Annotated in this window: 25 protein-coding genes; 8 read left to right on the top strand and 17 right to left on the bottom strand. The window is 56.9% G+C overall.

Going from position 1 to position 25,522, the window contains the following annotated elements; genetic code table 11:
- Positions 1 to 2 precede the first annotated feature (2 nt).
- Positions 3 to 2,000 carry a capsular polysaccharide biosynthesis protein gene (locus ACR0AU_RS00785; RefSeq protein ID WP_480795147.1) on the top strand — a complete coding sequence of 666 codons (1,998 nt, stop codon included), beginning with the start codon at positions 3 to 5 and terminating at the stop codon, positions 1,998 to 2,000.
- 3 nt (positions 2,001 to 2,003) lie between these two features.
- On the opposite strand, the gene ribD is transcribed toward ACR0AU_RS00785, so the two are convergent.
- From ribD to ACR0AU_RS00755, 6 genes are all read right to left on the bottom strand, one after another.
- Complete coding sequence (ribD, locus tag ACR0AU_RS00780) at positions 2,004 to 3,104, bottom strand: bifunctional diaminohydroxyphosphoribosylaminopyrimidine deaminase/5-amino-6-(5-phosphoribosylamino)uracil reductase RibD (RefSeq protein ID WP_480795146.1); 1,101 nt, start codon at positions 3,102 to 3,104, stop codon at positions 2,004 to 2,006.
- The gene (nrdR, locus tag ACR0AU_RS00775; RefSeq protein WP_039534475.1) at positions 3,101 to 3,571 is read right to left on the bottom strand and encodes a transcriptional regulator NrdR; all 471 of its coding nucleotides are present in this window, start codon (positions 3,569 to 3,571) and stop codon (positions 3,101 to 3,103) included. Before nrdR ends, ribD begins: the two co-directional genes overlap by 4 nt.
- Positions 3,572 to 3,690: 119 nt before the next feature.
- A complete protein-coding gene (locus tag ACR0AU_RS00770; protein WP_170403327.1) occupies positions 3,691 to 4,101 on the bottom strand; it encodes a secondary thiamine-phosphate synthase enzyme YjbQ in 411 nt (136 codons plus the stop codon).
- Positions 4,102 to 4,107: 6 nt separating this feature from the next.
- Complete coding sequence (locus tag ACR0AU_RS00765; protein WP_255612048.1) at positions 4,108 to 4,509, bottom strand: hypothetical protein; 402 nt, start codon at positions 4,507 to 4,509, stop codon at positions 4,108 to 4,110.
- Positions 4,510 to 4,586: 77 nt separating this feature from the next.
- A complete protein-coding gene (locus tag ACR0AU_RS00760; protein WP_170422328.1) occupies positions 4,587 to 5,141 on the bottom strand; it encodes a DUF4166 domain-containing protein in 555 nt (184 codons plus the stop codon).
- Positions 5,131 to 5,556, bottom strand: a complete 426-nt coding sequence (locus tag ACR0AU_RS00755) for a DCC1-like thiol-disulfide oxidoreductase family protein (RefSeq protein ID WP_170733418.1) — start codon at positions 5,554 to 5,556, stop codon at positions 5,131 to 5,133. Before ACR0AU_RS00755 ends, ACR0AU_RS00760 begins: the two co-directional genes overlap by 11 nt.
- Before the next feature lie 339 nt (positions 5,557 to 5,895).
- Between ACR0AU_RS00755 and ACR0AU_RS00750 the strand changes: the two genes are divergently transcribed.
- Complete coding sequence (locus tag ACR0AU_RS00750; RefSeq protein ID WP_170565787.1) at positions 5,896 to 6,909, top strand: AraC family transcriptional regulator; 1,014 nt, start codon at positions 5,896 to 5,898, stop codon at positions 6,907 to 6,909.
- A 183-nt stretch (positions 6,910 to 7,092) separates the two neighbouring features.
- Here the strand turns inward: ACR0AU_RS00750 and rpoD are convergent, their stop codons facing one another.
- From rpoD to ACR0AU_RS00705, 9 genes are all read right to left on the bottom strand, one after another.
- On the bottom strand, positions 7,093 to 9,081 hold the full coding sequence (rpoD, locus tag ACR0AU_RS00745) for an RNA polymerase sigma factor RpoD (RefSeq protein ID WP_170733419.1): 1,989 nt from the start codon (positions 9,079 to 9,081) through the stop codon (positions 7,093 to 7,095).
- A 114-nt stretch (positions 9,082 to 9,195) separates the two neighbouring features.
- Positions 9,196 to 11,145 carry a DNA primase gene (gene dnaG, locus ACR0AU_RS00740; protein WP_480795145.1) on the bottom strand — a complete coding sequence of 650 codons (1,950 nt, stop codon included), beginning with the start codon at positions 11,143 to 11,145 and terminating at the stop codon, positions 9,196 to 9,198.
- 80 nt (positions 11,146 to 11,225) lie between these two features.
- A complete protein-coding gene (locus tag ACR0AU_RS00735) occupies positions 11,226 to 11,522 on the bottom strand; it encodes a hypothetical protein (protein ID WP_170396287.1) in 297 nt (98 codons plus the stop codon).
- A 35-nt stretch (positions 11,523 to 11,557) separates the two neighbouring features.
- Positions 11,558 to 12,103 carry a sarcosine oxidase subunit gamma family protein gene (locus ACR0AU_RS00730; RefSeq protein WP_170511881.1) on the bottom strand — a complete coding sequence of 182 codons (546 nt, stop codon included), beginning with the start codon at positions 12,101 to 12,103 and terminating at the stop codon, positions 11,558 to 11,560.
- Complete coding sequence (locus ACR0AU_RS00725; protein ID WP_480795144.1) at positions 12,096 to 15,029, bottom strand: sarcosine oxidase subunit alpha family protein; 2,934 nt, start codon at positions 15,027 to 15,029, stop codon at positions 12,096 to 12,098. Before ACR0AU_RS00725 ends, ACR0AU_RS00730 begins: the two co-directional genes overlap by 8 nt.
- The gene (locus tag ACR0AU_RS00720) at positions 15,026 to 15,289 is read right to left on the bottom strand and encodes a sarcosine oxidase subunit delta (RefSeq protein WP_170396281.1); all 264 of its coding nucleotides are present in this window, start codon (positions 15,287 to 15,289) and stop codon (positions 15,026 to 15,028) included. Before ACR0AU_RS00720 ends, ACR0AU_RS00725 begins: the two co-directional genes overlap by 4 nt.
- A 55-nt stretch (positions 15,290 to 15,344) precedes the next feature.
- The gene (locus ACR0AU_RS00715) at positions 15,345 to 16,598 is read right to left on the bottom strand and encodes a sarcosine oxidase subunit beta family protein (RefSeq protein ID WP_170626613.1); all 1,254 of its coding nucleotides are present in this window, start codon (positions 16,596 to 16,598) and stop codon (positions 15,345 to 15,347) included.
- Between the two features lie 196 nt (positions 16,599 to 16,794).
- Positions 16,795 to 18,225 (bottom strand): Glu/Leu/Phe/Val family dehydrogenase, encoded by a 1,431-nt coding sequence (locus ACR0AU_RS00710; RefSeq protein ID WP_170396277.1) that lies wholly within the window; start codon positions 18,223 to 18,225, stop codon positions 16,795 to 16,797.
- Positions 18,212 to 18,520, bottom strand: a complete 309-nt coding sequence (locus ACR0AU_RS00705) for a hypothetical protein (protein ID WP_170512807.1) — start codon at positions 18,518 to 18,520, stop codon at positions 18,212 to 18,214. The genes ACR0AU_RS00710 and ACR0AU_RS00705 overlap by 14 nt, the downstream gene beginning before the upstream one ends.
- Positions 18,521 to 18,649: 129 nt before the next feature.
- Here ACR0AU_RS00705 and ACR0AU_RS00700 point away from each other — a divergent pair, with 129 nt between their 5' ends.
- The 3 genes from ACR0AU_RS00700 to ACR0AU_RS00690 are packed head-to-tail and all read left to right on the top strand — an operon-like array spanning position 18,650 to position 21,574.
- Positions 18,650 to 20,377, top strand: coding sequence for a pilus assembly protein TadG-related protein (locus tag ACR0AU_RS00700; protein WP_255612046.1), 1,728 nt, complete (start codon positions 18,650 to 18,652; stop codon positions 20,375 to 20,377).
- The gene (locus tag ACR0AU_RS00695) at positions 20,374 to 20,991 is read left to right on the top strand and encodes a TadE/TadG family type IV pilus assembly protein (RefSeq protein ID WP_170396272.1); all 618 of its coding nucleotides are present in this window, start codon (positions 20,374 to 20,376) and stop codon (positions 20,989 to 20,991) included. Before ACR0AU_RS00700 ends, ACR0AU_RS00695 begins: the two co-directional genes overlap by 4 nt.
- Positions 20,978 to 21,574 (top strand): hypothetical protein, encoded by a 597-nt coding sequence (locus tag ACR0AU_RS00690; RefSeq protein WP_170396270.1) that lies wholly within the window; start codon positions 20,978 to 20,980, stop codon positions 21,572 to 21,574. The genes ACR0AU_RS00695 and ACR0AU_RS00690 overlap by 14 nt, the downstream gene beginning before the upstream one ends.
- Here ACR0AU_RS00690 and ACR0AU_RS00685 read toward each other — a convergent pair.
- On the bottom strand, positions 21,571 to 22,041 hold the full coding sequence (locus ACR0AU_RS00685) for a hypothetical protein (RefSeq protein WP_170422341.1): 471 nt from the start codon (positions 22,039 to 22,041) through the stop codon (positions 21,571 to 21,573). The genes ACR0AU_RS00690 and ACR0AU_RS00685 overlap by 4 nt on opposite strands.
- A gap of 159 nt (positions 22,042 to 22,200) precedes the next feature.
- Between ACR0AU_RS00685 and ACR0AU_RS00680 the strand changes: the two genes are divergently transcribed.
- Entirely contained in the window at positions 22,201 to 23,112 is a 912-nt protein-coding gene (locus ACR0AU_RS00680) for a pirin family protein (RefSeq protein ID WP_223117849.1), read from the top strand.
- A 7-nt stretch (positions 23,113 to 23,119) separates the two neighbouring features.
- Here ACR0AU_RS00680 and ACR0AU_RS00675 read toward each other — a convergent pair whose 3' ends face one another.
- The gene (locus ACR0AU_RS00675) at positions 23,120 to 23,707 is read right to left on the bottom strand and encodes a TetR/AcrR family transcriptional regulator (protein WP_170422345.1); all 588 of its coding nucleotides are present in this window, start codon (positions 23,705 to 23,707) and stop codon (positions 23,120 to 23,122) included.
- 100 nt (positions 23,708 to 23,807) lie between these two features.
- On the opposite strand from ACR0AU_RS00675, the gene ACR0AU_RS00670 reads away from it, so the two are divergent.
- Together ACR0AU_RS00670 and ACR0AU_RS00665 are read left to right on the top strand one after the other, a co-directional pair.
- Positions 23,808 to 24,056, top strand: coding sequence for a hypothetical protein (locus ACR0AU_RS00670; protein WP_170396262.1), 249 nt, complete (start codon positions 23,808 to 23,810; stop codon positions 24,054 to 24,056).
- A gap of 128 nt (positions 24,057 to 24,184) precedes the next feature.
- Complete coding sequence (locus ACR0AU_RS00665; RefSeq protein ID WP_480795143.1) at positions 24,185 to 25,471, top strand: homoserine dehydrogenase; 1,287 nt, start codon at positions 24,185 to 24,187, stop codon at positions 25,469 to 25,471.
- The last annotated feature ends 51 nt before the right edge of the window (positions 25,472 to 25,522 follow it).

Genomic DNA, 25,522 nt, shown 5'->3' with positions numbered 1-25,522 from the left:
GAATGCTCTCTGAACCGGAGAACACGGCCGGGGGCGAACGCTCCCGGCTTTTTGTTTACAACGGTGGGTTCCTGACACAGTCGCGGCTGCGTCGTATAGTGTCTCTGGCCGGGTATGACATCCGGCTTGGTCTGCCACAGCCAGACGATCTGGTCGGGGTCTGGGGCAACAGCCCGACAGCCCATCGGGGCATGGGTATCGCGCAGAAACGCGATGTGCCCGTCCTGAGGGTCGAAGACGCGTTCCTGCGGTCTCTGCACCCTGGACGAAGCGGTGAGGCACCCATGGGTCTGTTGTTGGATCGATCGGGTCTGCATTTTGATCCGAGTGTGCCCTCGGATCTGGAAACTCTGTTGGCCACGCATCCGCTGGATGACACCGCCCTGCTGGATCGTGCGCGGGGCGCAATCGCGCGCATCCGAGAGCTGCATCTAAGCAAATACTCGGCCTTTGACCTTGACCTGACACCTCCCGATCCGGGCTACGTTCTGGTGATCGATCAGACGCAGGGAGATGCAGCCGTCACCGCAAGCAACGGCGACTACGCACGGTTCCGCGAGATGCTGGTCATCGCGCAAGAGGAAAACCCCGGTGCGCGCATCCTCATCAAAAGCCACCCTGAAACCACGGCAGGCCACCGCAAGGGGTATTTTTCCGATCAGGACCTGAGTGACAGGGTGTCGATCCTGGACAGCCCCATCAGTCCATGGTCGCTGCTTGAAGGGGCGATCGGGGTTTACACGCTGTCGTCGCAAATGGGGTTTGAGGCCATATTGGCCGGGCACAAACCCCGCGTGTTCGGGCAACCATTCTACGCTGGGTGGGGGCTGACGCAGGATGATGCGCCCCTGCCCCGTCGACAACGCAATCTCACGCGGGCTCAGCTTTTTACGGCGGCGATGATCCTGTATCCGCGCTGGTATGATCCCTACCATGATCGGTTGTGCGAATTGGAATGCGTGCTCGATACGCTTGAGGCACAAACCCGAGCCTGGCGGCAGGACCACAAAGGCTGGACCGCCTCCGGGATGCGGGTGTGGAAGCGCCGCCACCTGCAGCGCATGTTCGGCCAGTACAGCAAGGTGCGTTTCGTGGCCGAGCAGCCAGAGAACACCAAGCAACCCCATATGGCTTGGGCCAGCCGGGCCGGTGAGACGCTGAATGCAACCCGGATTGAGGATGGCTTTTTACGATCCCGCGGGTTGGGCGCGGAACTGGTGCCGCCGCTGTCGCTGGTGACCGATGATATCGGCATCTACTACGACCCAACGCATCCCAGCCGCCTGGAGGAATGGATCACCACACGCGAAACCTTGCGCCCTGATCAGAGGCTCCGCGCCGAACGGCTGACGGCCCGGTTGCTGGCCGAAGGTCTGAGCAAGTACAACATCGGCCACCCCGCCCCGGACCTGCCGACGGGTCATCGTATTCTGGTGCCGGGTCAGGTTGAAGATGACGCCTCAATCCGGTTGGGAACAAGCAATATCCGCACCAACCTCGATCTGCTACGCGCGGCGCGCGAGGCCAATCCCGACGCTGTGCTGATCTACAAACCTCATCCGGATGTTGAGGCTGGGTTGCGCGATGGCAAGATCGAAACCGATCTGGCCGACGTCATTGTAGAAGGCACCGATCCTGCCACCCTGCTTACACAGGTGGATGAGGTCTGGACTATGACCTCTCTGTTGGGGTTCGAGGCTTTGCTGCGTGGCGTCCGGGTCACCACACTCGGCGCGCCGTTCTACGCCGGTTGGGGGCTGACAACGGATCTGGGGGCAGTACCTGCGCGACGTGGCGCGCGGCCTTCGCTGATGGGATTGGTGCACGCAACGCTGATTGACTACCCCCGCTATCTCGATCCGGTGACAGGACAGACCTGCCCCGTCGAAATCGCGGTCGAACGGCTTGCGCAGGGCACACCATCCCCTACCGGACCCGTAAATCGCATCTTGTCCAAATTTCAGGGCGCGCTGGCGACGCATGCGCATTGGTGGCGCTGAAGGCTAGTGCGTCACGCGCGCCCAGCGATGTAGGATATCGCCGCCAACGACCTGTGTTTCGATCAGATCAAATCGGGGGGCAGTATCCAGAGTATCAAGCCTCAGTGCCCCGATCGCGGACAGCCCTTCTGCCCCGATGGTCAGTCCTGCTGTAAAGCCGACCAATTCATCGACCAGATCGCCCTTTAGCAAAGATGCGGCCAATGCTGATCCGCCTTCGCAAAAGACACGCGTCAAACCGGCCTGCCCAAGCTGATGCAACAGATCAGCGGCATCCACGTGATGACCATCCAGCGCACAAGGGATCAGACGGGCACCCAACCCCTCCCACGCACGCGCACGCTCGGGGTCTGGATGGGGGCCGTGACAGAGCCAGACAGGGATATCGGACGCGGTTCGCGCAAGTTGCCCCATCAAGGGCAAATCCAGATGGCGCGAGACCACCACGCGCACCGGCTGATGCTGCACGCCCAGATCACGAACCGTCAGCGACGGGTCATCGGCGCGCGCTGTCCCTGCCCCAACCATCACCGCATCGTGGCGCGCACGCATCGCATGCACCGCGCGGCGAGCATTTGGACCTGTGATCCACTGACTGTGCCCGGTTTCCGTAGCAATCCGTCCATCAAAGCTGCTGGCCAGTTTCAAAGTCACAAACGGGCGGCCCTGCTCGGTTTTCAGGAAAAACCCTGCGTGGTCGCGTGCTGCCTGTTCCGCCAGAACACCGGTGGTGACCTCAATCCCGGCCTCGCGCAACATGGCAAACCCTTGCCCTGCGACCCGAGGATCGCTGTCTTCGATCGCCGAGACCACACGGGTAACACCGGCCGCAATCAGCGCTTCGGCACAGGGCGGCGTCTTTCCGTAGTGTGAACAGGGTTCAAGCGAGACATAGGCGGTGGCACCTCGCGCGGCCTTACCCGCCTGCGTCAGAGCCATAGGTTCTGCATGCGGACGACCCCCGGGCTGCGTCCAGCCGCGACCAACGATGCGTTCATCGCGCACGACGACACACCCGACGGACGGATTCGGCCAGCAGGTGCCTTGGCCGCGCCGCCCCAATGATAGGGCCAGCGCCATATATCGCTTATCTGTATCGCTCACTCATCCGTCGAAGGTTGCGGCGGGCGCAACTCGTGGACAAACTCCTCGAAATCATCGGCCGCCTGGAAATTCTTGTACACACTCGCAAAGCGAACATATGCGACCGTATCAATCCGGGCCAGCGCTTCCATTACAATTTCACCGATTTTATTCGAAGGGATATCGGTTTCCCCCATGCTTTCAAGACGGCGCACGATACCGGAGATCATCTGATCAATCCGATCGGGATCAATGGGCCGCTTCTGCATCGAAATACGGATCGAGCGTTCCAGCTTGTCGCGGTCGAAGTCTTCGCGCTTACCGTTGGTTTTGATGACGACCAGATCACGCAGTTGCACGCGTTCATAGGTGGTGAACCGTCCGCCGCAGGCCGGGCAGAACCGCCGTCTACGGATCGCGACGTGATCCTCTGCCGGGCGTGAATCTTTGACCTGAGTATCGATATTTCCGCAAAACGGGCAGCGCATCCGCCGTCTCCTCGTCCCTAGCTGGCCACTTTTTGTAAGCGCTGCGGCTTACTTATCCACAACTATAGGACAGCCTCTAGAGTTTGGGTAGTCGGAATTTTCCACCCCAATATAAAGCGTCACCCAAAATGCGCAGCGACCTTTCTTTCATGCGGCGCGTTGCGGTGTTCAAACAGATATATCCCCTGCCATGTGCCCAGCGCAGGTACCCCATCTGACACCGGTATCGACAGCGAAACAGGCATCATCGCGGCCTTGATATGGGCTGGCATGTCGTCCGGCCCCTCATAGGTGTGGCGCAGATAAGCCATCGACGGATGATCCGATTGCGGCACCAGCCGATCAAAGAATGCGCGCAGATCAGTCTGCACCTCGGGGTCGGCGTTTTCCTGAATAAGCAGCGAACAAGAAGTGTGGCGCACAAAGAGCGTCAGCAAACCGTCCGAAACCGGCCTCAGCCAACTGCGCACAGGGGCGGTAATCTCATAGAGCCCCACGCCCTGTGTCTGAATCGAGAATTCTGTCTGCATCGCAGGTCAATTGATAAACGGACGGACGCCGCACCGTGCATTTGCGCCCTGTACCGACATGCTGTCACCCGGCTGGAACCCGGCTGTGACCGAAAAGCTGCCTTTCTGCGGGACATTGGCGGGTTGTTTCAGTGTGAACTGTACCGCCGTCCGGCGTCCCGTTGTCACGCTGGGGCCATAGCCGCGCAGAACGTAGATTTGTTGCTGCCACCCAGCACCCAATTTCCGGCGGGCAAAATCAGCAGCGGCGCACCAATATCCATCAGTATCCTGACGTGTCCTTGGAATGACCTCGAAGTCTGTGCCGCTCATCGGTTCTGTTCGATAACCGTTCGGCGCTGCATCGACAACGCCCGCAGAGCTGGTCATAAGCAGTGCTGCAAATGCGCAAAGTATTGTCTGTTTCATCGTGACCATCTTCCTGTTTCCATGTGAAATATAGACTAGTGCGTCGCCATCGTCAGCAAAGCGAACTAACGATCATGTCAGCTTGACCCACGTGGTTCGTGAACAGGCTCTAACCATCCCTGATAGCGGATCAGGTGTCCCAATCCAGGTGCTGTCGCCGAAATGTCAAAGCGAAACCTCAATTGTACGTCCTCAGCCTCGGTCGATCCGGAACGTGGCAAAAGAAACCCCGGACACGGAATGCCAAACAAAGCGAGGCGGCGGATCTCAATGGTCAGCCCCTTATCAGTTCTCACCGGCTGCAACCATATTGTCAGCCCGCCGATCTGTTCCCGCACCATGCCACACAGCGGATCAAAAGTGATCCGTGAACGCGTTTTGTGGCCTGCGAAATCCCGTTCCCATTGCCAATATGCGCCGGGCTTTCGGATCGTAAGGGTGACCGGCAAATCTTCGCCCGCAGGTGGAAATCGCCCGATGCGAAGTGCCAGAGCGACCAAAACGCCTCGGCCACGCTGAATGCTGCATCGACCAGAGTAGCGACCTTCCCCGCTGTGCAAATCCCTGACCAATCCAGGCACAGCTTCATCTATACCCAGCGCCTGCAGGAATGGATCACGATCAGAATCCATCTTGGGCAAACCGCGATCGGAGAGAAGGATCAGGAACTAGGCACTCATCCCGCCGCCCAAATAGCGCATATCTGTTACGGGCAATCATCCGGTACAGCGGGTTCTTCAGAAACCTCGGCAGGTATCGACACAAGGACAATACCCGCCACGGAACATATAATGCATGCATCGCAGCGGCAAATGCGTCGAGATTTTGGTGCACCTTTCCTTTGACGATCACCAAATTGGTTTCAAATTCGTCTGTCGGCAGGTTCAGGAGAGTATAAAGCTGCTGCCCAAGCGGTGACTGCGCAGTTGCAAATAGAAATTTCTGATCTCGATCATGGCGCAACATGATGTGAAAAAACCCTGAACACAGCACGCATTCACCGTCGAAGACGATCAAATCTGTATCGATGGAAAGATCATCAGCCACGAGAGATCAAGAAATAACAAAAGGTTCCCCGTGATGCTGTCACGTCGAATGCGCCGCAGCAATGCGACATGACTGACCAGAAGAATGAGAGGGGCGTGCCGGGGAACCCGTTGAAACGGCTTGGTGGACCGCTCGCTCAGGCTCTGACCTTTTCCCCAAAAGGCGCTGACCCGACAACACCGGTCATGTAGCTATTGGCCAAGGCTACGGACATGGCCATTTCTGCCATATCTTTGTGAGTTGCGGTCAATTCCTGGGTATCAGCACCGAGGCTGGCGCATTGCCACGGTTTGCCGCTAGGGTAACGGTATTACAGTAACGCGTTTTTTGGGCTGGGTGATGGACGTCGACATTTCACGCATTCAATTGCTGACACGGACCCTTGAGGATCACGCAAGCGCGACCGTGGTGGAACAGGTCCTGAGTGACTGCGCATTGACCCGCAGCGATATTGAACCGCCTGCCAAAAGGTACAGCGCCCACAAAGAAGCGCTGTTTGTCCGACACGCCTGCGATGCACTTGGCGATATCACCTTTGGGGCACGGGCGGGTCTGGAATTCAGTTCTTCTTCCAGCATTACGGCCTATATCAGCAAGTACTCTCGTGATCTGAAGCAGGTGATCGAGAATACGGCGCGGTTTCATGGCATTATCGACCCGGCCCTGGCCTTCAATCTGCGCCTTTCAGGTAACGCTGCCTCGCTCGAGGCCGATTGGAAAGACCCGAGCTTTTCCCGCTATCATCGGCGGACCGAGTTCCTGCTGTTTGGCGCGATCGCCCGGATGCGGGCGTTGACTCAGTTGAATCTGAATCCGATTGAGATACGGTTTCAGCACACAGTTGGGCAACACCAAGCCACCTACCAGAAAATCGGAGGTTTCCCAGTTACCTTCGGGGCCGAACGCTTGGAAATCATCCTGTCGCTGCCCTCGCTGGAAACACCGATCCCAACTTACGACCCTAGCCTGCGCGCGCATTTGGTTGAATTTGGCGAACGCCTGCTGGCCGAAAGACAGTCGCCAAGACAGAAAACCCGAGCACAGATCGAAGGGTTGATCACAGATGCGATGCCGGGGGGAATCGTACAGGTGGACGACGCCGCCACCCAGCTCGGCCTAAGCCCTCGAACATTGGCTCGCCGCCTAGCTGATGAAGGCACCTCATATCGTGAGATCGTTGAAGATTTACGATGTGACCTAGCGCAGACCTTTATCAAGAACGGTATGCATCTGTCCGAAATCTCGTATTCGCTCGGTTATTCCGATCAGGCTGCGTTTTCCACCGCCTTCAAACGTTGGACGGGTCAGGCCCCGACCGCTTTTCGCAAACGTGTCTCTCATCCACTTTCATGAAGCTACAACGTGGCCGGGGGTCATCAGCCCAATCACCTCGCCCCGGCCTGTCCATGAGTGGACAGCGGCGATATAAAGATGGCATCGCCGGACTCCTTGCGAGTTCCCGCCAATTTGATTTGAAGTTCAGTCATTGTGAGCGGGCGAAAGAAAAAAGCGCCTCGGGATGAGGCGCCTTTCGATTTACTGATCCAGGAAGGACCGCAATTTACGCGACCTACTCGGGTGTTTCAGCTTACGCAGCGCCTTCGCCTCGATCTGGCGGATACGTTCGCGCGTCACGCTGAACTGCTGACCGACCTCTTCCAGCGTGTGGTCGGTGTTCATGCCGATGCCAAAGCGCATCCGCAGAACCCGCTCTTCACGCGGGGTGAGAGAGGCCAGAACCCGTGTGGTGGTTTCCTTGAGGTTTTCCTGAATGGCGCTGTCCAGCGGCAGCACGGCATTCTTATCCTCGATGAAATCACCAAGCTGGCTGTCTTCCTCGTCGCCGATGGGCGTCTCGAGGCTGATCGGCTCTTTGGCGATTTTCATCACCTTGCGCACCTTCTCAAGCGGCATTTGCAGCTTTTCGGCCAATTCTTCCGGTGTTGGCTCGCGGCCGATTTCGTGCAGCATCTGACGACCTGTCCGGACCAGCTTGTTGATCGTTTCGATCATATGCACCGGGATACGGATCGTGCGCGCCTGATCCGCGATCGAACGCGTGATCGCCTGACGGATCCACCAGGTCGCATAGGTCGAGAACTTATAGCCCCGGCGGTATTCGAACTTGTCCACCGCCTTCATCAGGCCGATGTTACCTTCCTGAATAAGATCAAGGAATTGCAGGCCGCGGTTCGTGTACTTTTTGGCAATCGAGATCACCAGACGCAGGTTGGCCTCGACCATTTCCTTCTTGGCTTGCCGCGCCTCTTTTTCACCCTTCTGAACCTGCTGCACGATGCGGCGGAATTCAGGGATGTCCAGACCGACATATTGCCCGACCTGAGCCATGTCGTTGCGCAGTTCCTCAACCTTGTCGGTCGAGCGTTCGATGAACATCTGCCAGCCCCGGCCCGGCTTCTCAGCCATTTCAGCCAACCAGTTCGGATCCAGCTCGCGCCCACGATACGCATCGATGAACTCGCGACGGTTGATGCGAGCCTGGTCAGCCAGTTTCACCATCGAGCTGTCCAGTGACATAATGCGCCGGTTGATGCCATAGAGCTGGTCAATCAGAGCTTCGATCCGGTTGTTGTGCAGGTGAAGACCGTTCACCAGTTCAACAATCTCAGCGCGCAGCTTCTGATAGGTTTCTTCGTCCTTCGCGCTGAAAGTGCCATCCTCGTTCAGCGTCGCAGAAATCCGGCTGTCCTGCATTTCGGACAGCATCGCGAAGTCGGTCGAGATGCGTTCCAGCGTGGTCAGCACCTGATCCTTCAGCGCTGCTTCCATCGCGGCCAGGGACATGTTGGCCTGATCGTCGTCATCATCGTCATCATCATTGGCAATCGGGTTGCCGTCAGCGTCAAGCTCCGGCCCCTCATCCTTGGCAGGCTTGGCCGCCTGCACCGATGAGGTATCGACAACCGGCTCTTCAACCTCGCCGTCTTCATCCATCTGGTTGCCGAAAGTGGTTTCCAGATCGATGACGTCCCGCAGCAGAATGTCTTCGGACAAAAGTTCGTCATGCCAGATGGTGATCGCTTGGAAGGTCAGCGGGCTTTCGCACAGACCAGCGATCATGGTGTTCCGACCGGCTTCGATCCGCTTGGCGATAGCAATCTCGCCCTCGCGGCTCAGCAGTTCGACTGAACCCATCTCGCGCAGATACATGCGTACGGGGTCATCGGTGCGATCCAGCTTTTCGGTTGCAGCACCAGCCAGCGCAACCTCGCGCGGACCTTCGGTGGTGACCAGTTCGGTCGAGCCTTTGTTTTCTTCTTCTTCGGCTTCTTCATCTTCGATGATGTTGATGCCCATCTCGGACAGCATCGACATAACATCTTCGATCTGTTCCGAGCTGACCTGATCAGGCGGCAGAACCTGATTGAGCTGGTCGTAGGTGATGTAACCTTTCTCGCGAGCCTCGGCGATCATCTTCTTGACCTGGGCCTGGCTCATGTCCAGCGAGATTTCCTGTTCCTGCTCGTCGGATTTGCGGTCTTCGTTCGTATCCTTGGCGGCCATTCAATGCTCCTGCAGGGATGGGTGATTCGTTTGAACCGAATCATTAGCGCGTAGAAGTGATTCGGCCACCCGTTTACCCGTTTTTCTTTTCCAGTGCCTTACGAAAACACCACTTCATCGATGTTTCCGTTCGAATTTGATGCCAGACGTGATGGCCTCAAACGCGTCTTTCTCATCGCGGTTGATTCGCGCACCATTGTCGGCGATGTCGAAAACGGCCCTGTCTTCGTTCTGGCTGCGGCTTGTACGGTTGCGCTCTTCGGCGGCTTGCGCCAGCCGATATGTCAGCGCCTCATCGGCCAGATCAGACAATTCCTCTGCCGCTTCGGCAATCTCAGCATCCAACCCCCGGAGCGCTTTGATCTTTGCGAGTTCCTCGGCCAGCGTCATCTCGGCCTTTTCAACGTCGCCCGGTTTGTACACACAGGGGATCACTGCGACATGGCGAAGGGCCAGAAGGTTTTCAAGGGGTTCCGGCCCCAAAGTTTGCATGATGTGGTCTTGCAGGTTATCGGGATCGTCAATCGCATGACGCAGGATTGCCCCCCGCAAGGCCGCATGATCAGGGTCGTGGCAATCCATTTCTTCCAGCTGAGCTTCGAATTGCACAACAACCTGCGGATTCAGAATGGCAATGGCGAGAATCGCCGCTTCGCGCAGTTGAATATCCGCATCCTCAGCTGAGGCCAGAAACGACGCCCGCGCGCCGGGCGTGGCAGGCTGCGCCTGAGGTTGCCATTTTCCGCGCGGTTGCCACGTTCGATTTTGCGATTGTCGCTGTGGGCGAAACAATTGCCAGCGCAGGTCCTTAATTTCCTGCCCGTAATGCGATCGGATCGAGGGGTCGCGGATCAGCTTGATCTTCTCACGCAGCGACTTGTCCAGCGCCGCCTTGCGTTCGGGGCTGTCAAAGACCTTGCCGTCAGTCTCGCGCTGCCAGAGCAGTTTGACCATCGGGATTGCAGCATCCAGCACGCCCTGCACCGCCCCCGGCCCTTCGGCACGCAACAGATCGTCGGGGTCCTTGCCTTCGGGCATCAGGGCAAAACGCAGAGATTTCCCGACCTCCAGCAGCGGCAGCGCAAGATCAACGGCACGCATCGCCGCGCGCAGACCAGCGGTATCGCCATCCAGAGCGATAATCGGCTCGTCTGAGATGCGCCAAAGTAGTTGCAACTGATGCTCGGTGATCGCTGTTCCCAAAGGCGCAACCGACGCGCCAAACCCGGCCTCAGCCAAAGCGATCACGTCCATATAGCCCTCGGCCACAACCAAAGGCTGCCCCTTGCCTGCCGCCTGTCGTGCGGGGCCATGGTTGTAGAGGCTGCGGCCTTTGTCGAACAGATCGGTCTCGGGCGAGTTCAGGTATTTGGCGTTGTCATTGGGATCCATCGCCCGGCCACCAAACGCAATGCACCGCCCGCGCGGGTCGCGGATCGGGTACATGATGCGGTTGCGGAATGTGTCATAGGGTTTCTTACCCTTGTTCGACGGCTTGGCCAGCCCTGCTCCGATGATCAATTCCTCAGCCACGTTCTTACCGGTCAGATGATCCCACAACGCCTGCCAGCCGTCCGGCGCGAACCCGATCTCCCACCGATCCACCGCCTGCGCATCCAGTCCTCGGCGCCCCAGATAGTCACGCGCCGCCGCCCCTGCGCCGGTCTTGAGTTGCAGGCGGAAAAACTGCACCGCCTGCTCCATCACCTCGGCCAGTTGCGAGCGGCGGTCCTGTTTCTCCTGCGCCCTGGGATCGCGCGCGGGCATCGGCATCCCAGCCTCGCGCGCCAGAATTTCCACGGCTTCTATGAAAGAGACATTCTCGGTCTCTTTCACAAAACTGATCGCGTCCCCTTTGGCGTGGCAGCCAAAGCAGTAATAGAATCCCTTTTGGTCATCGACGTGGAACGAGGCGGTCTTTTCGTGATGAAATGGGCAAGGCGCCCACATATCCCCCTTGCCCTGATTGGATTTGCGCTGGTCCCACATGACCTTACGCCCAACAACCTGAGACAGGCTGAGGCGCGTGCGCAGTTCATCCAGAAATCCGGGGGGCAAAGACATGGGTCAAACCTGCCAGAAATGAAAACGCGCGCCAAGGGGATGGCGCGCGGTTGTCCACAGAGAAATGATCTGACTGTGGATTATTGTTGTAAACACAACTCCAGCCACGCAGCTCCGAGATCCTTCTTACGCACGTCGCGCATCTTCTGCTCATATACCCAAGGCGTGATCAGCGGAACAGCGGCATTGTAGTTCTCGGGCCAGGTAGGACCACTGTCGGCCACCGCCTGCGCCACATCGCGTTCCTTGACCCGGTCAAGTCGTGCTTTCTGTATCGCTGCAACAACGTCGGCCTGATACTTGCAGCTCTGTTCCTTGGTTTCCTGTGCAACCACTGGCGTGGCCAGCACGGCCGCAACGATAGCGATACGCAACATGGGGATCTCCGAAGATTCGTTTCTTTCAGCGCAGCTTACCCGCGCGCGGCGATGCCTTCCATCGCCCTTTTCAAATCGTGAACCAGTGTCTCAGCCATGGATCGGAAGACCATGATCTGAAACGTGTTCTCCCCAACGCGCGTGATCGAAGCGGTCATGTGGAACAGCAGGGTCCGGGCGGAGTGGCCGCGCTTGAAGTTCGCCTTACGCAGATCAATAGGCACTACGCGCGCCAGTACGTCTTCGACATCAGCACCCTCTAACCGGACCACAGCCCAGGCATCTGATTGGTCCACAATGGCCGCATTCTCGGTCAGGGTCGCATCAGGAGACGGCCCGATCAGCATCGCATGCGCCGGGCCGAACCAGATCGCCCGCGCGCCAGCCTTACCCGTTGCGCGATTGGCCGATGGATAGGCCATCCCGTGCGCTGCTTTCAAAGCTTCGGATAGCGCCTTTTGCTTACCCTTGAAAGGTGAGATCGAATGGATCGCCCCTACATCCTCTTCGCTGAGCGTTACTGAGCCGATAGTCAAAGGCAGCAACCCGTCGCAGGGTGTTTTGGCGGTCAGATTATCCACGGACGCGCCCTCCTTCGGGGTCAAAGAAAACCGGGTTCACCACTTCACACAGGGTTGTCACGCCGCGCAGATGATCGACCATTTTCACGATTTCTCCATACCTCTCAGGCCCGTCCGCCAGGAAGCCCAAGCCCAACATCGTTTCCAGCGTCGGGGAATAACACACGGAGGTCAGATAGCCCTGATCATTGATGCGCACCGGCTCGGCCTCTTCCCGGTAAAGATGCGCACCCGCCAGCAATTCCTTGCTTTCGCCAATGGGTTTGAGTCCGACCAACCGCTCGCGCCCCGGCTCTTCAAGCCCTGGACGTTGCGACATGGTTTTGCCGATGCAATCCTTCTTCTGCGACACCATCCGACCCATGCCTATATCATAGGCAGTTGTCCGTCCGTGGATCTCGGAATGCGTAATAAAGCCCTTTTCGATGCGAAGAACGTTCAGCGCTTCCATCCCATAAAGACCACCGCCCAGTGTCTCAGCCCGCTCGGTCAAAACATCGAACAGGCTCGCGCCATAGCGCGCAGGCACGGCGATTTCATATGCATGCTCGCCCGAGAACGAGATCCGGAACAAACGCCCCTGCACACCCAGCACCGAGATCGATCCGCAAGCCATGAAGGGCCAGCTTTCTTCATCAAGAGGTGTGTCCAGCAGATCGTTCAACAATTCACGCGATTTTGGTCCGGCCACGGCAAACTGTGCCCACTGTTCAGTGACCGAGATGCACGAGACATCCAGATCAGGGCGCAGACCCTGATGAACGAATTCCAGATGCTTCATTACATCGCCAGCACCTGCCGTGGTGGTGGTCATCAGGTAATGCGTCTCTCCCAGCCGCGCGGTGGTGCCATCATCCATGACGAATCCATCCTCACGCAACATCAGGCCATATCGCGTTCGGCCAACTTTGAGGGTCGAGAACATGTTCGTATAAACGAAGTCCAGAAACGCCCCCGCATCCGGCCCCTGTATGTCAATCTTGCCAAGCGTCGAGACATCGCACACCCCGACGGCCTGACGCACCATGTTGACCTCACGGTCACAGGATTGCCGCCACGTGGTTTCTCCACCCTTTGGGAAATAGCTGGGGCGATACCACAACCCGGCCTCAACCAACGGAGCTTTCCGCGCTACGGTCGCTTTGTGCGAAGTGATAAAGCGTTGCGGCTTGAAACCCTTGCCTTCAGCCCCAGCACCCAGCGCGGCAATGGCGATAGGAGAATACGGAGGGCGGAACGTCGTGGTTCCGGTTTCGGGTATCGCGCGCCCGGTGACGTCCGCTAGAATGGCCAACGCCGCCACGTTCGAATTCTTGCCCTGATCCGTCGCCATACCTTGCGTCGTATAGCGCTTCATGTGCTCGACTGACCGGAAGTTCTCAGTCGAGGCCTGTTTGACGTCTTTCACTGTAACATCGTTCTGGAAATCCAGCCACGCGCGCCCTTTGCCGGGAACGGCCCAAAGCTGCGTGATCTCGTATGGCGTATCCTCGGCCTGCGGTGGCACAGTCTTCGAGGCCTTGTAGCCAAGATCGCCGAGCACGCCTTTGGCTGCCTCAATCCCTTCACGAAGGCAGGCTGTAGTTGAGAAAGATCCATTGCACGCACCCGCTGTCACCATGCCCGGCACGGCCCCCGGCGTTGGCACAAAGGCCTCGATCTCACGCTTCCAGATCGGGCGGCTATTCATGTGACACGTTAGATGAACCGAAGGATTCCAGCCCCCTGTCATGGCAAGGCAATCCGTGTGTATCCGTTCTTCTCCACTGGCGCGGCGCACTGTAATCGCCTCCAGCCCCTTACGGCCCGAACTGTTACAAACTTGCGCCCCGCGTAGAACCTCGTAATCGTCAGACAAGGGCGCGTCATGGCGGCTATCGATCACAGCCGCCACATGGACACCAGCATCCAACAAATCACGAGCAGTGCGATGGATATCGTCAGTATTTCCGAAGATCGTCACATTGCGGCCCGGGCTGACACCCCATCGGTTTAGATACGCCCGCACCGCGCCAGCGGTCATGATCCCCGGGCGATCATTGTTGCGGAATGCGACCGGGCGCTCCAGCGCGCCTGCCGCCAGAACTGACCGCTTGGCCACGATCCGCCAATAGGTTTCCAACGGCGCCCCGTTGGGGCGGTGATCCGTATGGTGAAAAACGCGTTCCAACGCCGCAAAGGTACCTTGGTCATAGGCACCTGCGATAGTGGTCCGGGTCATGATGCGGACATTGTCCATCGCGGCTAACTCGGCCAGCACTTCGTCAACCCAAACGGGACCCGGTTTTCCGTCGACCTCATAGGTCTCGGCCAGCAGACGCCCACCCACGCGACTGTTTTCGTCGGCCAGAATGACGTCCGCGCCGGCACGACCAGCGACCAGTGCGGCCATCAGCCCCGCAGGCCCTGCCCCGATAATCAGCAGATCGCAAAAGGCATAAGCGCTTTCGTACTTGTCGGCATTGTCTTCGCTCGACAGTGCTCCCAATCCGGCGGCACGTCGAATAATCGGCTCGTATAGCTTTTCCCAGAAGCTTTTCGGCCACATGAAGGTTTTGTAGTAAAAACCCGCGCCCAAAAACGGGGAAGCCAGATCGTTGATCCCCATCAAATCGACACTCAGGCTGGGCCAGCGATTCTGGCTGCGCGCTTCAAGTCCCGGATAGATCTCTTGCATCGTGGCGCGAATATTTGGTTCTTGACCTGCGCCTGCCCCCACGGTCATCAGCGCATTCGGCTCTTCGCTGCCTGCGCTCAGCACACCCCTAGGCCGGTGGTACTTGAACGAACGCCCCATCAGTCGTACGCCATTCGCCAAAAGCGCTGAGGTCAGGGTGTCGCCCGCATAGCCGCTATAGCTGGCACCATCGAAAACAAACGGAATCGACTGCGTACGATCGATAAGACCCTTTCCATCGATCCTCATGCCCGCTCCTCCGATGCCGGCTGCGCGTCGATCATCTCATGCGTGACCGTGTTTCGTGTGACCACGATCCATGCACCGCACCCGCCTTCGTGATACCAAAGCTCTCGTGTCGGCCCTGCCGGGTTTTCCCGTTGGTAGACAAAATCATCCCAAGCCGCCTCACCGGCATCCGGGGCCGGTCGGTCCAGATCCACTGCCGCCCCGCGATAATAGAATTCGCGCCGATCCCGCTCGCCGCAATATGGACAGGTGATCCTCATAGCCGCGCGCCCTTCTTGATCTTTTCAATAATACCCAAATCCAACATCGCGCCCCTCAATGCAGATTGTGCTGAGAGCCCTTGCCCTCTTCATCGATAATCCCGCGCCCGGTGCGGAAACGATCCAGTCGGAAGCCGGTGGCATTCTCGTGATACCGATCCGTCGCAATCAGATGCGCAAACACATTCCCCGAACCCGGAACCGCCTTGAAGCCACCATAGTTCCAGCCGCAATTGAGATAGAGCCCATCAATATCCGTTCGGTCTATGATCGGAGAGCCATCGGGCGACATATCCATGATCCCGCCCCAGGATCGCAGCACCCGCGCCTTGCCGATCATCGGCATCAGCGCCATCCCGGCCTCCATCACGCTTTCGACGGTAGGTAAATTACCTCGCGCCGCATAGGAGGCGTAAAAATCCAGATCACCGCCAAAGACCAGACCGCCCTTATCTGACTGGCTGATATAGAAATGCCCCATGCCAAACGTCACCACATGATCGATGCAGGGCTTCAGACCCTCGGTCACGAAGGCCTGCAAGACATGGCTTTCAATCGGCAGCCTCATTCCAGCCATCGCCGCCACCTGACCTGAACGCCCGGCAGCAACCATCGCCACCTTCTTGGCCCGGATCGGCCCACGCGAGGTCTGAACACCGCGCACCACGCCATTCTCGATATCAATACCAGTCACTTCGCAGTTCTGGATCAGATCCACGCCGCGCTGGTCCGCTCCGCGCGCATAGCCCCAGGCCACTGCATCGTGTCGCGCTGTACCTCCGCGCGGGTGGTAGAGACCGCCATACAGAGGGAACCTCAGGTCATCGAAATTCAGATAGGGCACCATCCGCCTCAATTCATCGCGATTGAGCAGGATAGCATCGTCTCCCTGACTGATCATCATGTTGCCCCGGCGCGCAGCGGCATCACGCTGCCCGTCCGAATGGAACAGGTTGATGATCCCGCGTTGCGAATGCATGACATTGTAGTTCAGATCTTGCTCAAGACCTTCCCACAGCTTCAATGAGTGCGAGTAGAACTCGGAATTGCCCTGCAAAAAGTAGTTCGCGCGCACAATGGTGGTGTTGCGCCCGACATTGCCCCCACCGATATAGCCCTTTTCCAGAACAGCGATATTGGTCAGACCATGCTCCTTGGCCAGATAATAGGCCGTGCTCAACCCATGACCCCCACCACCGATAATGACGATGTCATATTCGGATTTGGGCTCGGGCTCGCGCCAGTGCGGCGTCCAGCCTCTATTGCCGGTCAGGCCCTCTTTCAGGACGCGCAAGCCGGAGAAACGCATTCAGAACTCCCTACAGGTGTGTCGGCATCAAACCAACTTCACCCAGCAGTAACAACGCCAGAATCCGGTTCCACTCCTGTTTTCGACGAAAACTTGTCGCTGGGCGACTAATCCATCCACTCAGACGACTTCGGCCGAAATGAAAAGTGGCCAACCCGATGGTTGGCCACTCAAGAATCTTCTGTTGTCTGGGCGCTCAGAGGCCCTTGGCGCGATAGCTTTTTGAGACGCGGTCGATCGCAACGATATAGGCCGCCGTGCGCAGATCGTCGACATCAGCGCGATCATGCCAGACTTCGCTCATCGACTGATAGGCAATGCGCATCGTGTCATCGAGACCCGAACGCACCAGCTCCAACTCGCCCGCACCCTTGAGGTACTTCGCCTTGAAATCCGGTGACATCGACCAGGCATCACCCAGATACCGATCCAACCGTTCCAGTTCGCTGACGATCAACTCATGCCGAGCTTCTTCCTGACGCCGCTGCATCCGGCCAAAACGGATGTGGCTGAGGTTTTTGACCCATTCAAAATAGGACACGGTCACACCACCGGCGTTTGCATACATGTCAGGAATGATCACCGTGCCTTTCTTGCGCATGATCTCATCCGCACCCGCCGTGACAGGCCCGTTGGCGGCCTCGATGATCAGTGGTGCCTTAATACGTTCGGCGTTGGATAGGTTTATTACCCCCTCCAGCGCCGCCGGAATCAGGATGTCACACTCGGCTTCAAGTACCGCGCCGCCCTCGGCGGAATGTGTGGCGTCGGGATAGTCCTTCACGCCGCCATGCTTGACGATCCACTGCCGCACGGCTTCTACGTCGATGCCATCGGGATTGTACAGTGCGCCATCCCATTCGATGATGCCGACCACACGCGACCCGTCTTCCTCGCTGAGGAACTTGGCTGCGTGATAGCCCACGTTACCCAATCCCTGCACGACGACGCGCTTTCCGTCCAGCGTGCCTGACAGGTTCGCCTTCTTGACGTCTTCCGGGTTTCGGAAGAATTCGCGCAACGCGTATTGGATGCCGCGCCCGGTTGCTTCGACCCTGCCCGCGATGCCCCCCGCGTTCAGCGGTTTACCTGTCACACAGGCTCGCGCGTTGATATCGGTCGTATTCATCCGCGCATATTGGTCAGCCATCCACGCCATTTCGCGCTCGCCGGTTCCCATATCGGGCGCAGGGACGTTCTGAGATGGGTTGATCAGATCGCGCTTTGCCAGCTCATAGGCAAAACGACGCGTGATCTGTTCCATCTCATGTTCTTCATACTGGCGAGGATCAATGCAAAGGCCCCCTTTCGAGCCACCAAAGGGCGCTTCGACCAGTGCACACTTGTAAGTCATGAGCGCAGCGAGCGCTTCGACCTCATCCTGGTTCACCGCCAAGGCATAGCGAATGCCACCCTTTACCGGCTCCATATGTTCCGAATGAACCGAACGATATCCGGTAAAGGTGTGGATCTGCCCCCGCAGACGAACCCCGAACCGAACGGTGTAGGTGGCATTACAAACCCGTATCTTCTCTTCTAGCCCGGGCGGCAAATCCATCAGAGACGCCGCTCTGTTGAACATCAAATCAACACTCTCACGAAAGCTGGGTTCTTTAATGCCGGTCATAAAATCCTCCGTGCCGGTAGACGAGATACGTCATGACTTTTTGTCGCACTGCTTGCCAAATACCGCAATCAGTAACTGCACGTATTTTCATCAGTTTGTGAACTTTACTTTTCAGCTCCATTGGTGAGTCGGGCGTTAACGAAAGCCGCGCGATTGTCCAAAGGCGCGAAACAAAACCACCAATAACACCGGGAATAAAGCTGAATCTCGTTAAAAACGAGCAGCATAGTGTCCACTGCGCCCAAATCTCGCCACGATCCGTGAGTAAATTATTAAAGTTGCGAAGTGCTGGCATCAGTGTGTCTGATCGACCGAGGAACCAATTATGCGCAAGTTTGATTTGAAGGCCCAATTCAACCGTCTCTGCCGCGAAAACAGTTGTTCGCGGCACTTGCGGCACTTTGTTTCTTCGACAGAAGGCACGATGACGATCCTTGCCCTTTTCCTGATCGTGATAGTCTTCACCGTGGCCGGGTTCGCGGTCGACGTCATGCGGTATGATCGCGAAAGGGTAAGGCTACAATACGCACTGGACCGCGCGGTCCTTGCCGCAGCTGACCTGGACCAAGAGCTTTGCCCACGGGTCGTGGTGAATGATTACATTCGCAAAGAAGGTTTCGATACGAATATCATCAAAAATATCAAGGTCGAGCCCGAGACATGCACGACAAACGACGACGGAACCGTGACTCAGGTTGCAGAACTTGAAGGAAAGCGGAAAGTCGAAGCCAGCGCCGACATGAGCATTGAGACACACTTCATGAAATGGAGTGGCGTCGATTACATTGATACAACCGCCACCAGCATCGCCGAAGAATCGATTGGTAACGTCGAAATTTCATTGGTTCTGGACGTCTCGGGTTCGATGCGCGGGACAAAGCTGACCAACCTCAAAAGTGCCGCTGAGGACTTTATCGATGAGATGATCCTGAAATCTGAAGATGGTAGATTGTCGATCTCAATCGTGCCCTATTCGGAACAGGTGTCGGTGCCTGACTACCTTATGAATGCTTTGAACACGATCGGGGCTAACGAAAGGGCCAATTGCATCGATTTCCAGGCTTCGGACTACACAACGACCGATTTCAACTATTACGACATCGTGGACGACGAAGGAAACATCATCACAAAAGGGGATTATGTCCCGCAAACTCTTCATTTCAAGGATAATGGCTCCAGCGACAAAAGGTTCAGCGACACGTTGGTAACCAGCAATACGTGCCGTCTTGAAACCACCACAGATCGGCGAGAGATGACGGTAATCCAGAATGATCCTGACATTCTGAAAGGTCAGATCCAGAATCTTGTGGCAAGCGGCTGGACTTCGATCGATGTGGGCCTCAAGTGGGGTCTAACTTTGCTTGACGATAGTATCCAACCGCTGATCGCTCAGATTGCAGACAGTTCAGAAATTCCGGACTCGTTCGCAATTCGGCCAGCCCCTAACAAGACCACGGACACCCTCAAGGTTCTGGTGCTGATGACGGATGGCGAAAACACTTATCAGCACAAAGTGAATCCGCCTTATAATGACGGCCCCTCGGACATCTATTGGAATGAAGATGCCGAAACGTATTCTATCTACGATGAAGAGTATGACCGCTGGGCTTGGCCTAATGTCGCCACAACTGTGCGGGACAGTTCGTACAGGCGCTGGACCCGCGACAAATACCAAGATCATGCCCATGGCAATGGGACTTATATGCGCTACCGCTGTACGGATTACTACAACGGCACCTGCTATTCGATGGATCGATCGCAAACACGCGAAGACTCCGAAGGGCTTTCAACAGATTCCGATCCGGTAGAACTGGAATGGCCTGATGTCTGGGCGCATACTGAAAAATACGCAATTCGGAATATGTTGCGTCACGCTTATGGCTGGGATCGCGGCGAAGAATTTGCAGCTGACTCCACGACCGAAATTGGTCCTTCGACCAAAAATCCAAATGTTGTAGATCTCTGCGAAGAAGCTGAAGAAGATAATGTCATCATCTTCTCGATCGCTTTTGAGGCACCCTACGGTGTTAAGCAGATGCTGAAAGACTGCGCGATCAAACCTGCCCGTTACTATGAAGCGACCGGCAATCAGATTGAACGCGTCTTCGATTCAATCAGCACCTCCATTCAAAACCTGAGGCTGACCCAATGACAAAGACACTGCGGAATCGGCTTCGGAGATTTCGAAAGAATGAGGATGGAAACTCGTCTATCGAGTTTATCTTCTGGTTTCCATTCTTCCTGTATGTCGCTTATTCAGGCATGGATCTGGGATTGCAATCCTTCCACCATGCCGATCTTGAACGATCTCTGGATATGACAATTCGGGAGGTTCGGCTTAATCGCCTTCCTGAAGGGGAAGATGAATGGGATCACGCGCTGCTGAAGAAAATGATCTGTGACGAAGCGCTGATAACCAATTGCTCGGAAAACCTTGCGCTCGAGATGAAGTCCATTGATCCGCGTGTCGGCAATCAGTTGGATCCAACCCCCTATTGCGTCGACACTCCGGAGACAATTCGTAAGCCGGACGAAGTTGTTTTTGAACAAGGGACTTCAAATGAGCTTATGATTATCCGCGCCTGTCTTGAGGTTTCACCTGTTTTTGGGCTTTCGATGCTGAGCGGCATTGCGAAGCAGGACAACGACGGCCAATGGGAACTGCAGGCGACGACCGTATTTGTTCATGAACCATTTGGTGGTTCATCAGCTGATCCTGACGATTCATCTGACACAACAGTGGATGTGGCCGATGCCTCGAATTAACAAAGAGAATCGCAACCTTCCCAAGGCACTGCTGAACCGCTTTCTCAAACGAGAAGACGGCGCCTTATCGGTCGAGGCAATGCTGATATTGCCGCTGCTGTTCTGGTCAATGTTTGCGTCTTACACCTATTATGACAGCTATCGCCAAAGCGCGATCAACATCAAAGGAGCCTACGCAGTTGCGGATGTGCTCTCACGCGAAGCTGAAGATGTTAACGCCGCGTATATCAACACCATGTACGACCTTCTGGAAAACATGGTTGATACCAGAGCACCGGTCTCGATGCGTGTGACCTATCTGACCTATGATGGTGATAACGATCTCCACGATGTTCTATGGTCCTGCGTGCGGGGCACCGGATATCAGAAATGGACCGACGCAGAGATCGTGAAAATCAAACAACGGCTTCCGGTAATGCCTGATAACGGCTCAATGATCCTGGTCGAAACCAACAATACATATAAAGCGCCATTCCAGATGGCATTCAAATTTGCTGACTTTGAAATGGATAATCTGGTCTTCACACACCCGCGTGTTTTCGACCAGATCGTCAATACCGACCCTGCTTGCTTGGGTGTCTAACTCTTTTCAGCAAGCATCGCCGACAGCATTTCCGACATGTATTTGGTCTCGGCGGCGGCTGTCATGCCGCCTATGCCAATCCTTCGTCCGACACGCCACCAAAGACCGGGCGCCCACTGGTTTGAGCTTCGTGCATGAGTGATTACCAAGAAGCCATTTGATGGCTTAAATGCGAACACGCCCCGGTCTACGCCTTCGACATCCTCGATATTGCAGATCACCTGCCCCGAGCCTGTGCGCAATTGGGATTGGGTCAGCTCGATCCTGTCTTCGGTCGCGTACCACATGCGACGGGCCAACCAGAACGCGGCTGCCCCGGAAACCAGTAAGAAGACCTGCCAGCCAAACTCAGGCGGCGATGCCAACGCGACGTAAATGACCAACGCCCCGACCGTTACCAGCATCCCTACCCCAGTCCAGCGCCGCGGTGCCGAGGCCGCGACTGTAGCCAGCACTTCTTCTTGCATATTGTTCTCCTGATTGTCCGCCCGCTTTAACCGCTTTGATACGCAAAGGACAGCACCGCGTCACCTGTCTGAGCATCTTCGCACAGCTTCAGTGTTCCTGCGCAAATTGACTGCCTCAGGCCGACGCATAAGTTCCGGTCAAAGGATCAGGAGGCGTTTATGTCACTCAGACCAACTTTGGAATTCCGCAAGGCGGTCCCGACAATGGAAGGCGCGGGCGTCAAATTGCACCGGGCGTTTGGGTTTCAGGACCCGTCGGAACTGGACCCGTTTCTGCTGTTCGATGATTTCCGGAATGACAACCCATTGGACTATATGGCCGGTTTTCCGTGGCATCCGCATCGGGGCATCGAAACGATCACTTATGTCCTGTCCGGTACAGTCGAACACAGCGACTCGCTGGGCAATAGCGGCACGCTGGGTGCCGGAGATGTCCAGTGGATGACCGCCGGGTCAGGTATCCTGCATCAGGAAATGCCCAAGGGGTCAGCCAGCGGTCAGATGCATGGGTTCCAGCTGTGGGGCAATCTGCCATCAGATCAGAAAATGGCCACCCCGCGCTATCAGGACGTTCAAAGCACTGATATTCCAGAAATCATCGATGATGATGGGACAAAGGTCCGTGTGATTGTCGGTACATTCTGGGGACGTACGGGCCCAGTGGACGGTATCGCTGCCGATCCGCAATACCTGGATATCAGCATACCGGCAGGGGTGAAAAAAACCATTCCGATCGACACATACCGCCGGGCCTTCGCCTATATCTTTGAAGGCAGCGCTGCCTTTGCGGATGCGTCTCAGCCAACTGGAATTCTTCTAGAGAAAGAGATCGCCGGGCAAGAGGTCAACATCCGCGACATGTCAGGAGACAGGACGTTGGTTCGGTTCGGGACCGGAGACGAAATCACGGTTCAGGCCGGGCCCGAGGGTGTACGGTTTCTTTTGATCTCGGGCGCTCCGATCGATGAACCCGTGGCGTGGCATGGCCCGATCGTGATGAATACGCAGGCAGAATTACAGCAAGCGTTTCGGGAGTTGCGGAACGGAACGTTCATCCGCCCGGCCCACTAAGGGCTGGTCAGGCGGTAACCGCTTTGCGGACCATGTCCCAATACACCTGCTCGACCTCATCCAGCGACAGGCGGCCGCCGCTGCGATACCAAGTGATCACACCATTCAGCATGGCAATCACCGCTAATGTGGCGATCTTAGTATCGGTGACCGAAAATTGACCCGATTGCTGCCCGTTACGCAGAATATGCTCTAACGAGTCCTCGTAACGGCGGCGCAGGGCCTCGATTTCGGCAAAATTTTCGGGGTTCAGATTGCGCAGCTCCATGTAAGCGATGAACACCTCGTCGGGACGCTGCAGGTGAAAACGGATGTGGAACCCGACAAACTGACGCAACGCATCTTGTGGATTATCAAACCGGTCGAGATCGTCATAGGCGGCCATCAGATCCTGCATGTGATCGCGCATCAGCCGAAACAGCAGGCTCTGCTTGTCGGGCGTGTAATTATAGAGTGCCCCAGCCTGCACCCCCACCTCGCCTGCGATCTGCCGCATTGAAACCGCAGCATAGCCATGACGGGCAAACAGCCCCAGTGCGGCCTCGCGAATACGGGGGCCGGTGATATCGGAATGAGAACCTTGTGTACGCGCCATGCTTCGATCGTATCTGAACAGACGTTCAGATAGAACCCCGCTTGAACCATTCCGACAAAACGTGCATCACGGGATACACGCTGCGACCCGAAGGACTACGATGAAGCTTTTGCTGCCCATTCTCTTTGTGCTGGCCACCGCCGGCTGCGCAAATATCCCTGAGTTGGAAGGCAGCGAAACCGCCGCATTGCGCAAGGCACCCTACCCCAAGCTTATTGCTTTAGATCCCGCCCTCGGCCCTCCGACCGATCCAATCAGCGAAGCGGAAGAGGTAGAAGAAGACCTGACAGCACGCAGCGAAGCGTTGGCGGAAAAGGCCGAAGCGCTGCAGAATGCCGAGATTAACTAGGATTTCGGCCACGCCACTAGCTCCAAAAGATTAGACGGATTGCACCCCTGCCTCGAACCCGCTAAGGCAGCCCGCAAAGGACACTTCGCCATCGCGGGCGGTATTGCGAGCAGAAAGGACCCAAGGGAATGACACAGGCGCTGAGGCTTGGAATTGCCGGATTGGGAACCGTTGGCGTGGGTGTGGTCAAAATTGTGCGTCGTCATGCCGATTTGTTGCACGCCCGCACCGGGCGTCGCATCGAGATCACCGCAGTTTCGGCCCGTGATGCCAGCAAGGACCGTGGCGTAAACCTCTCGGATTATGCATGGGAAACCGATCCCGTTGCATTAGCCAAACGCGAAGACATCGATGTTTTTGTCGAACTGATGGGCGGGGAGAACGGCCCCGCGAAAGCTTCGGTCGAGGCGGCGCTGACCAGTGGCAAGGATGTCGTCACCGCAAACAAGGCGCTGCTGGCGATTCACGGGCAGGAATTGGCGGAATTGGCCGAAGCCGCAGGGCGTGTAATTCGCTTCGAAGCGGCTGTCGCGGGTGGTATCCCGGTAATCAAATCTCTGACCGAAGGACTGGCGGGTAACGAGATCACGCGTGTCATGGGCGTCATGAACGGTACCTGCAACTATATTCTGACCCGGATGCAATCGCAGGAGTTGGGCTATAACGCCCTGTTCGAGGAATGCGCGCAGCTTGGCTATCTTGAAGCTGATCCTAATCTGGATGTTGGCGGCATCGACGCGGCGCACAAACTGGCGCTGCTGTCTTCGATTGCCTTTGGCACCAAGCCGAATTTCGACGGGATCGAGATCGAGGGCATTCAGCATATTAGCCTCGATGACATCCATCAGGCCCACGACATGGGGTATCGCATCAAGCTGTTGGGTGTAGCACAGCGAACGGCGCGCGGACTGGAACAGCGGATGCAACCCTGTCTAGTGCCGAGCAATTCTCCGCTAGGTCAGTTGGAAGGCGGGACCAACATGGTTGTGCTGGATGGGGATGCGGTTGATCAGATCGTTCTGCGCGGGCCCGGTGCCGGTGAAGGTCCCACTGCCAGCGCGGTGATGGGCGACGTTTGCGATCTGGCGCGAGGCTTGCATATACCGACATTTGGCCGCCCCGCGACGACCCTGCAAGACGCTGCCTCCGCCGTTACTGGCTTACCTGCACCCTACTATCTGCGGCTCGGTCTTCTGGACAAACCCGGCGCTCTGGCAAAGGTCGCGGCGATTCTGGGCGATGCTGGAGTCTCGATCGACCGGATGCGGCAGTATGGGCACACAGAAAGCACAGCGCCCGTGCTGATCGTGACCCACAAAACCACGCGGGCGACGCTGGACCATGCACTGGATGGCCTGCGCGCCACCGATGTGGTGGCCGGAGAACCCGTCGCCCTGCGTATCGAACAAGTCTGACCCCTTGCGGCCTATGCTGCGCGCAGGCTATGCCGGATAAAACGCCTTAGC

It is taken from the genome of Ruegeria sp. CG1 (genome assembly GCF_056537265.1).
Note: the sequence above shows the minus strand (reverse complement) of the source record. Positions and strands in the feature narration are given on the sequence as shown.

Bases quoted from the DNA above. Each gene is read 5' to 3' on its own strand.
- ACR0AU_RS00785 (WP_480795147.1), top strand. From the start codon at position 3: ATGCTCTCTGAACCGGAGAACACGGCCGGGGGCGAACGCTCCCGGCTT.
- nrdR (WP_039534475.1), bottom strand. From the start codon at position 3,571: ATGCGCTGCCCGTTTTGCGGAAATATCGATACTCAGGTCAAAGATTCA.
- ACR0AU_RS00770 (WP_170403327.1), bottom strand. From the start codon at position 4,101: ATGCAGACAGAATTCTCGATTCAGACACAGGGCGTGGGGCTCTATGAG.
- ACR0AU_RS00765 (WP_255612048.1), bottom strand. From the start codon at position 4,509: ATGAAACAGACAATACTTTGCGCATTTGCAGCACTGCTTATGACCAGC.
- ACR0AU_RS00760 (WP_170422328.1), bottom strand. From the start codon at position 5,141: ATGGATTCTGATCGTGATCCATTCCTGCAGGCGCTGGGTATAGATGAA.
- ACR0AU_RS00750 (WP_170565787.1), top strand. From the start codon at position 5,896: ATGGACGTCGACATTTCACGCATTCAATTGCTGACACGGACCCTTGAG.
- rpoD (WP_170733419.1), bottom strand. From the start codon at position 9,081: ATGGCCGCCAAGGATACGAACGAAGACCGCAAATCCGACGAGCAGGAA.
- dnaG (WP_480795145.1), bottom strand. From the start codon at position 11,145: ATGTCTTTGCCCCCCGGATTTCTGGATGAACTGCGCACGCGCCTCAGC.
- ACR0AU_RS00735 (WP_170396287.1), bottom strand. From the start codon at position 11,522: ATGTTGCGTATCGCTATCGTTGCGGCCGTGCTGGCCACGCCAGTGGTT.
- ACR0AU_RS00725 (WP_480795144.1), bottom strand. From the start codon at position 15,029: ATGAGGATCGATGGAAAGGGTCTTATCGATCGTACGCAGTCGATTCCG.
- ACR0AU_RS00720 (WP_170396281.1), bottom strand. From the start codon at position 15,289: ATGAGGATCACCTGTCCATATTGCGGCGAGCGGGATCGGCGCGAATTC.
- ACR0AU_RS00715 (WP_170626613.1), bottom strand. From the start codon at position 16,598: ATGCGTTTCTCCGGCTTGCGCGTCCTGAAAGAGGGCCTGACCGGCAAT.
- ACR0AU_RS00710 (WP_170396277.1), bottom strand. From the start codon at position 18,225: ATGACCGGCATTAAAGAACCCAGCTTTCGTGAGAGTGTTGATTTGATG.
- ACR0AU_RS00705 (WP_170512807.1), bottom strand. From the start codon at position 18,520: ATGCCAGCACTTCGCAACTTTAATAATTTACTCACGGATCGTGGCGAG.
- ACR0AU_RS00700 (WP_255612046.1), top strand. From the start codon at position 18,650: ATGACGATCCTTGCCCTTTTCCTGATCGTGATAGTCTTCACCGTGGCC.
- ACR0AU_RS00695 (WP_170396272.1), top strand. From the start codon at position 20,374: ATGACAAAGACACTGCGGAATCGGCTTCGGAGATTTCGAAAGAATGAG.
- ACR0AU_RS00690 (WP_170396270.1), top strand. From the start codon at position 20,978: ATGCCTCGAATTAACAAAGAGAATCGCAACCTTCCCAAGGCACTGCTG.
- ACR0AU_RS00685 (WP_170422341.1), bottom strand. From the start codon at position 22,041: ATGCAAGAAGAAGTGCTGGCTACAGTCGCGGCCTCGGCACCGCGGCGC.
- ACR0AU_RS00680 (WP_223117849.1), top strand. From the start codon at position 22,201: ATGTCACTCAGACCAACTTTGGAATTCCGCAAGGCGGTCCCGACAATG.
- ACR0AU_RS00675 (WP_170422345.1), bottom strand. From the start codon at position 23,707: ATGGCGCGTACACAAGGTTCTCATTCCGATATCACCGGCCCCCGTATT.
- ACR0AU_RS00670 (WP_170396262.1), top strand. From the start codon at position 23,808: ATGAAGCTTTTGCTGCCCATTCTCTTTGTGCTGGCCACCGCCGGCTGC.
- ACR0AU_RS00665 (WP_480795143.1), top strand. From the start codon at position 24,185: ATGACACAGGCGCTGAGGCTTGGAATTGCCGGATTGGGAACCGTTGGC.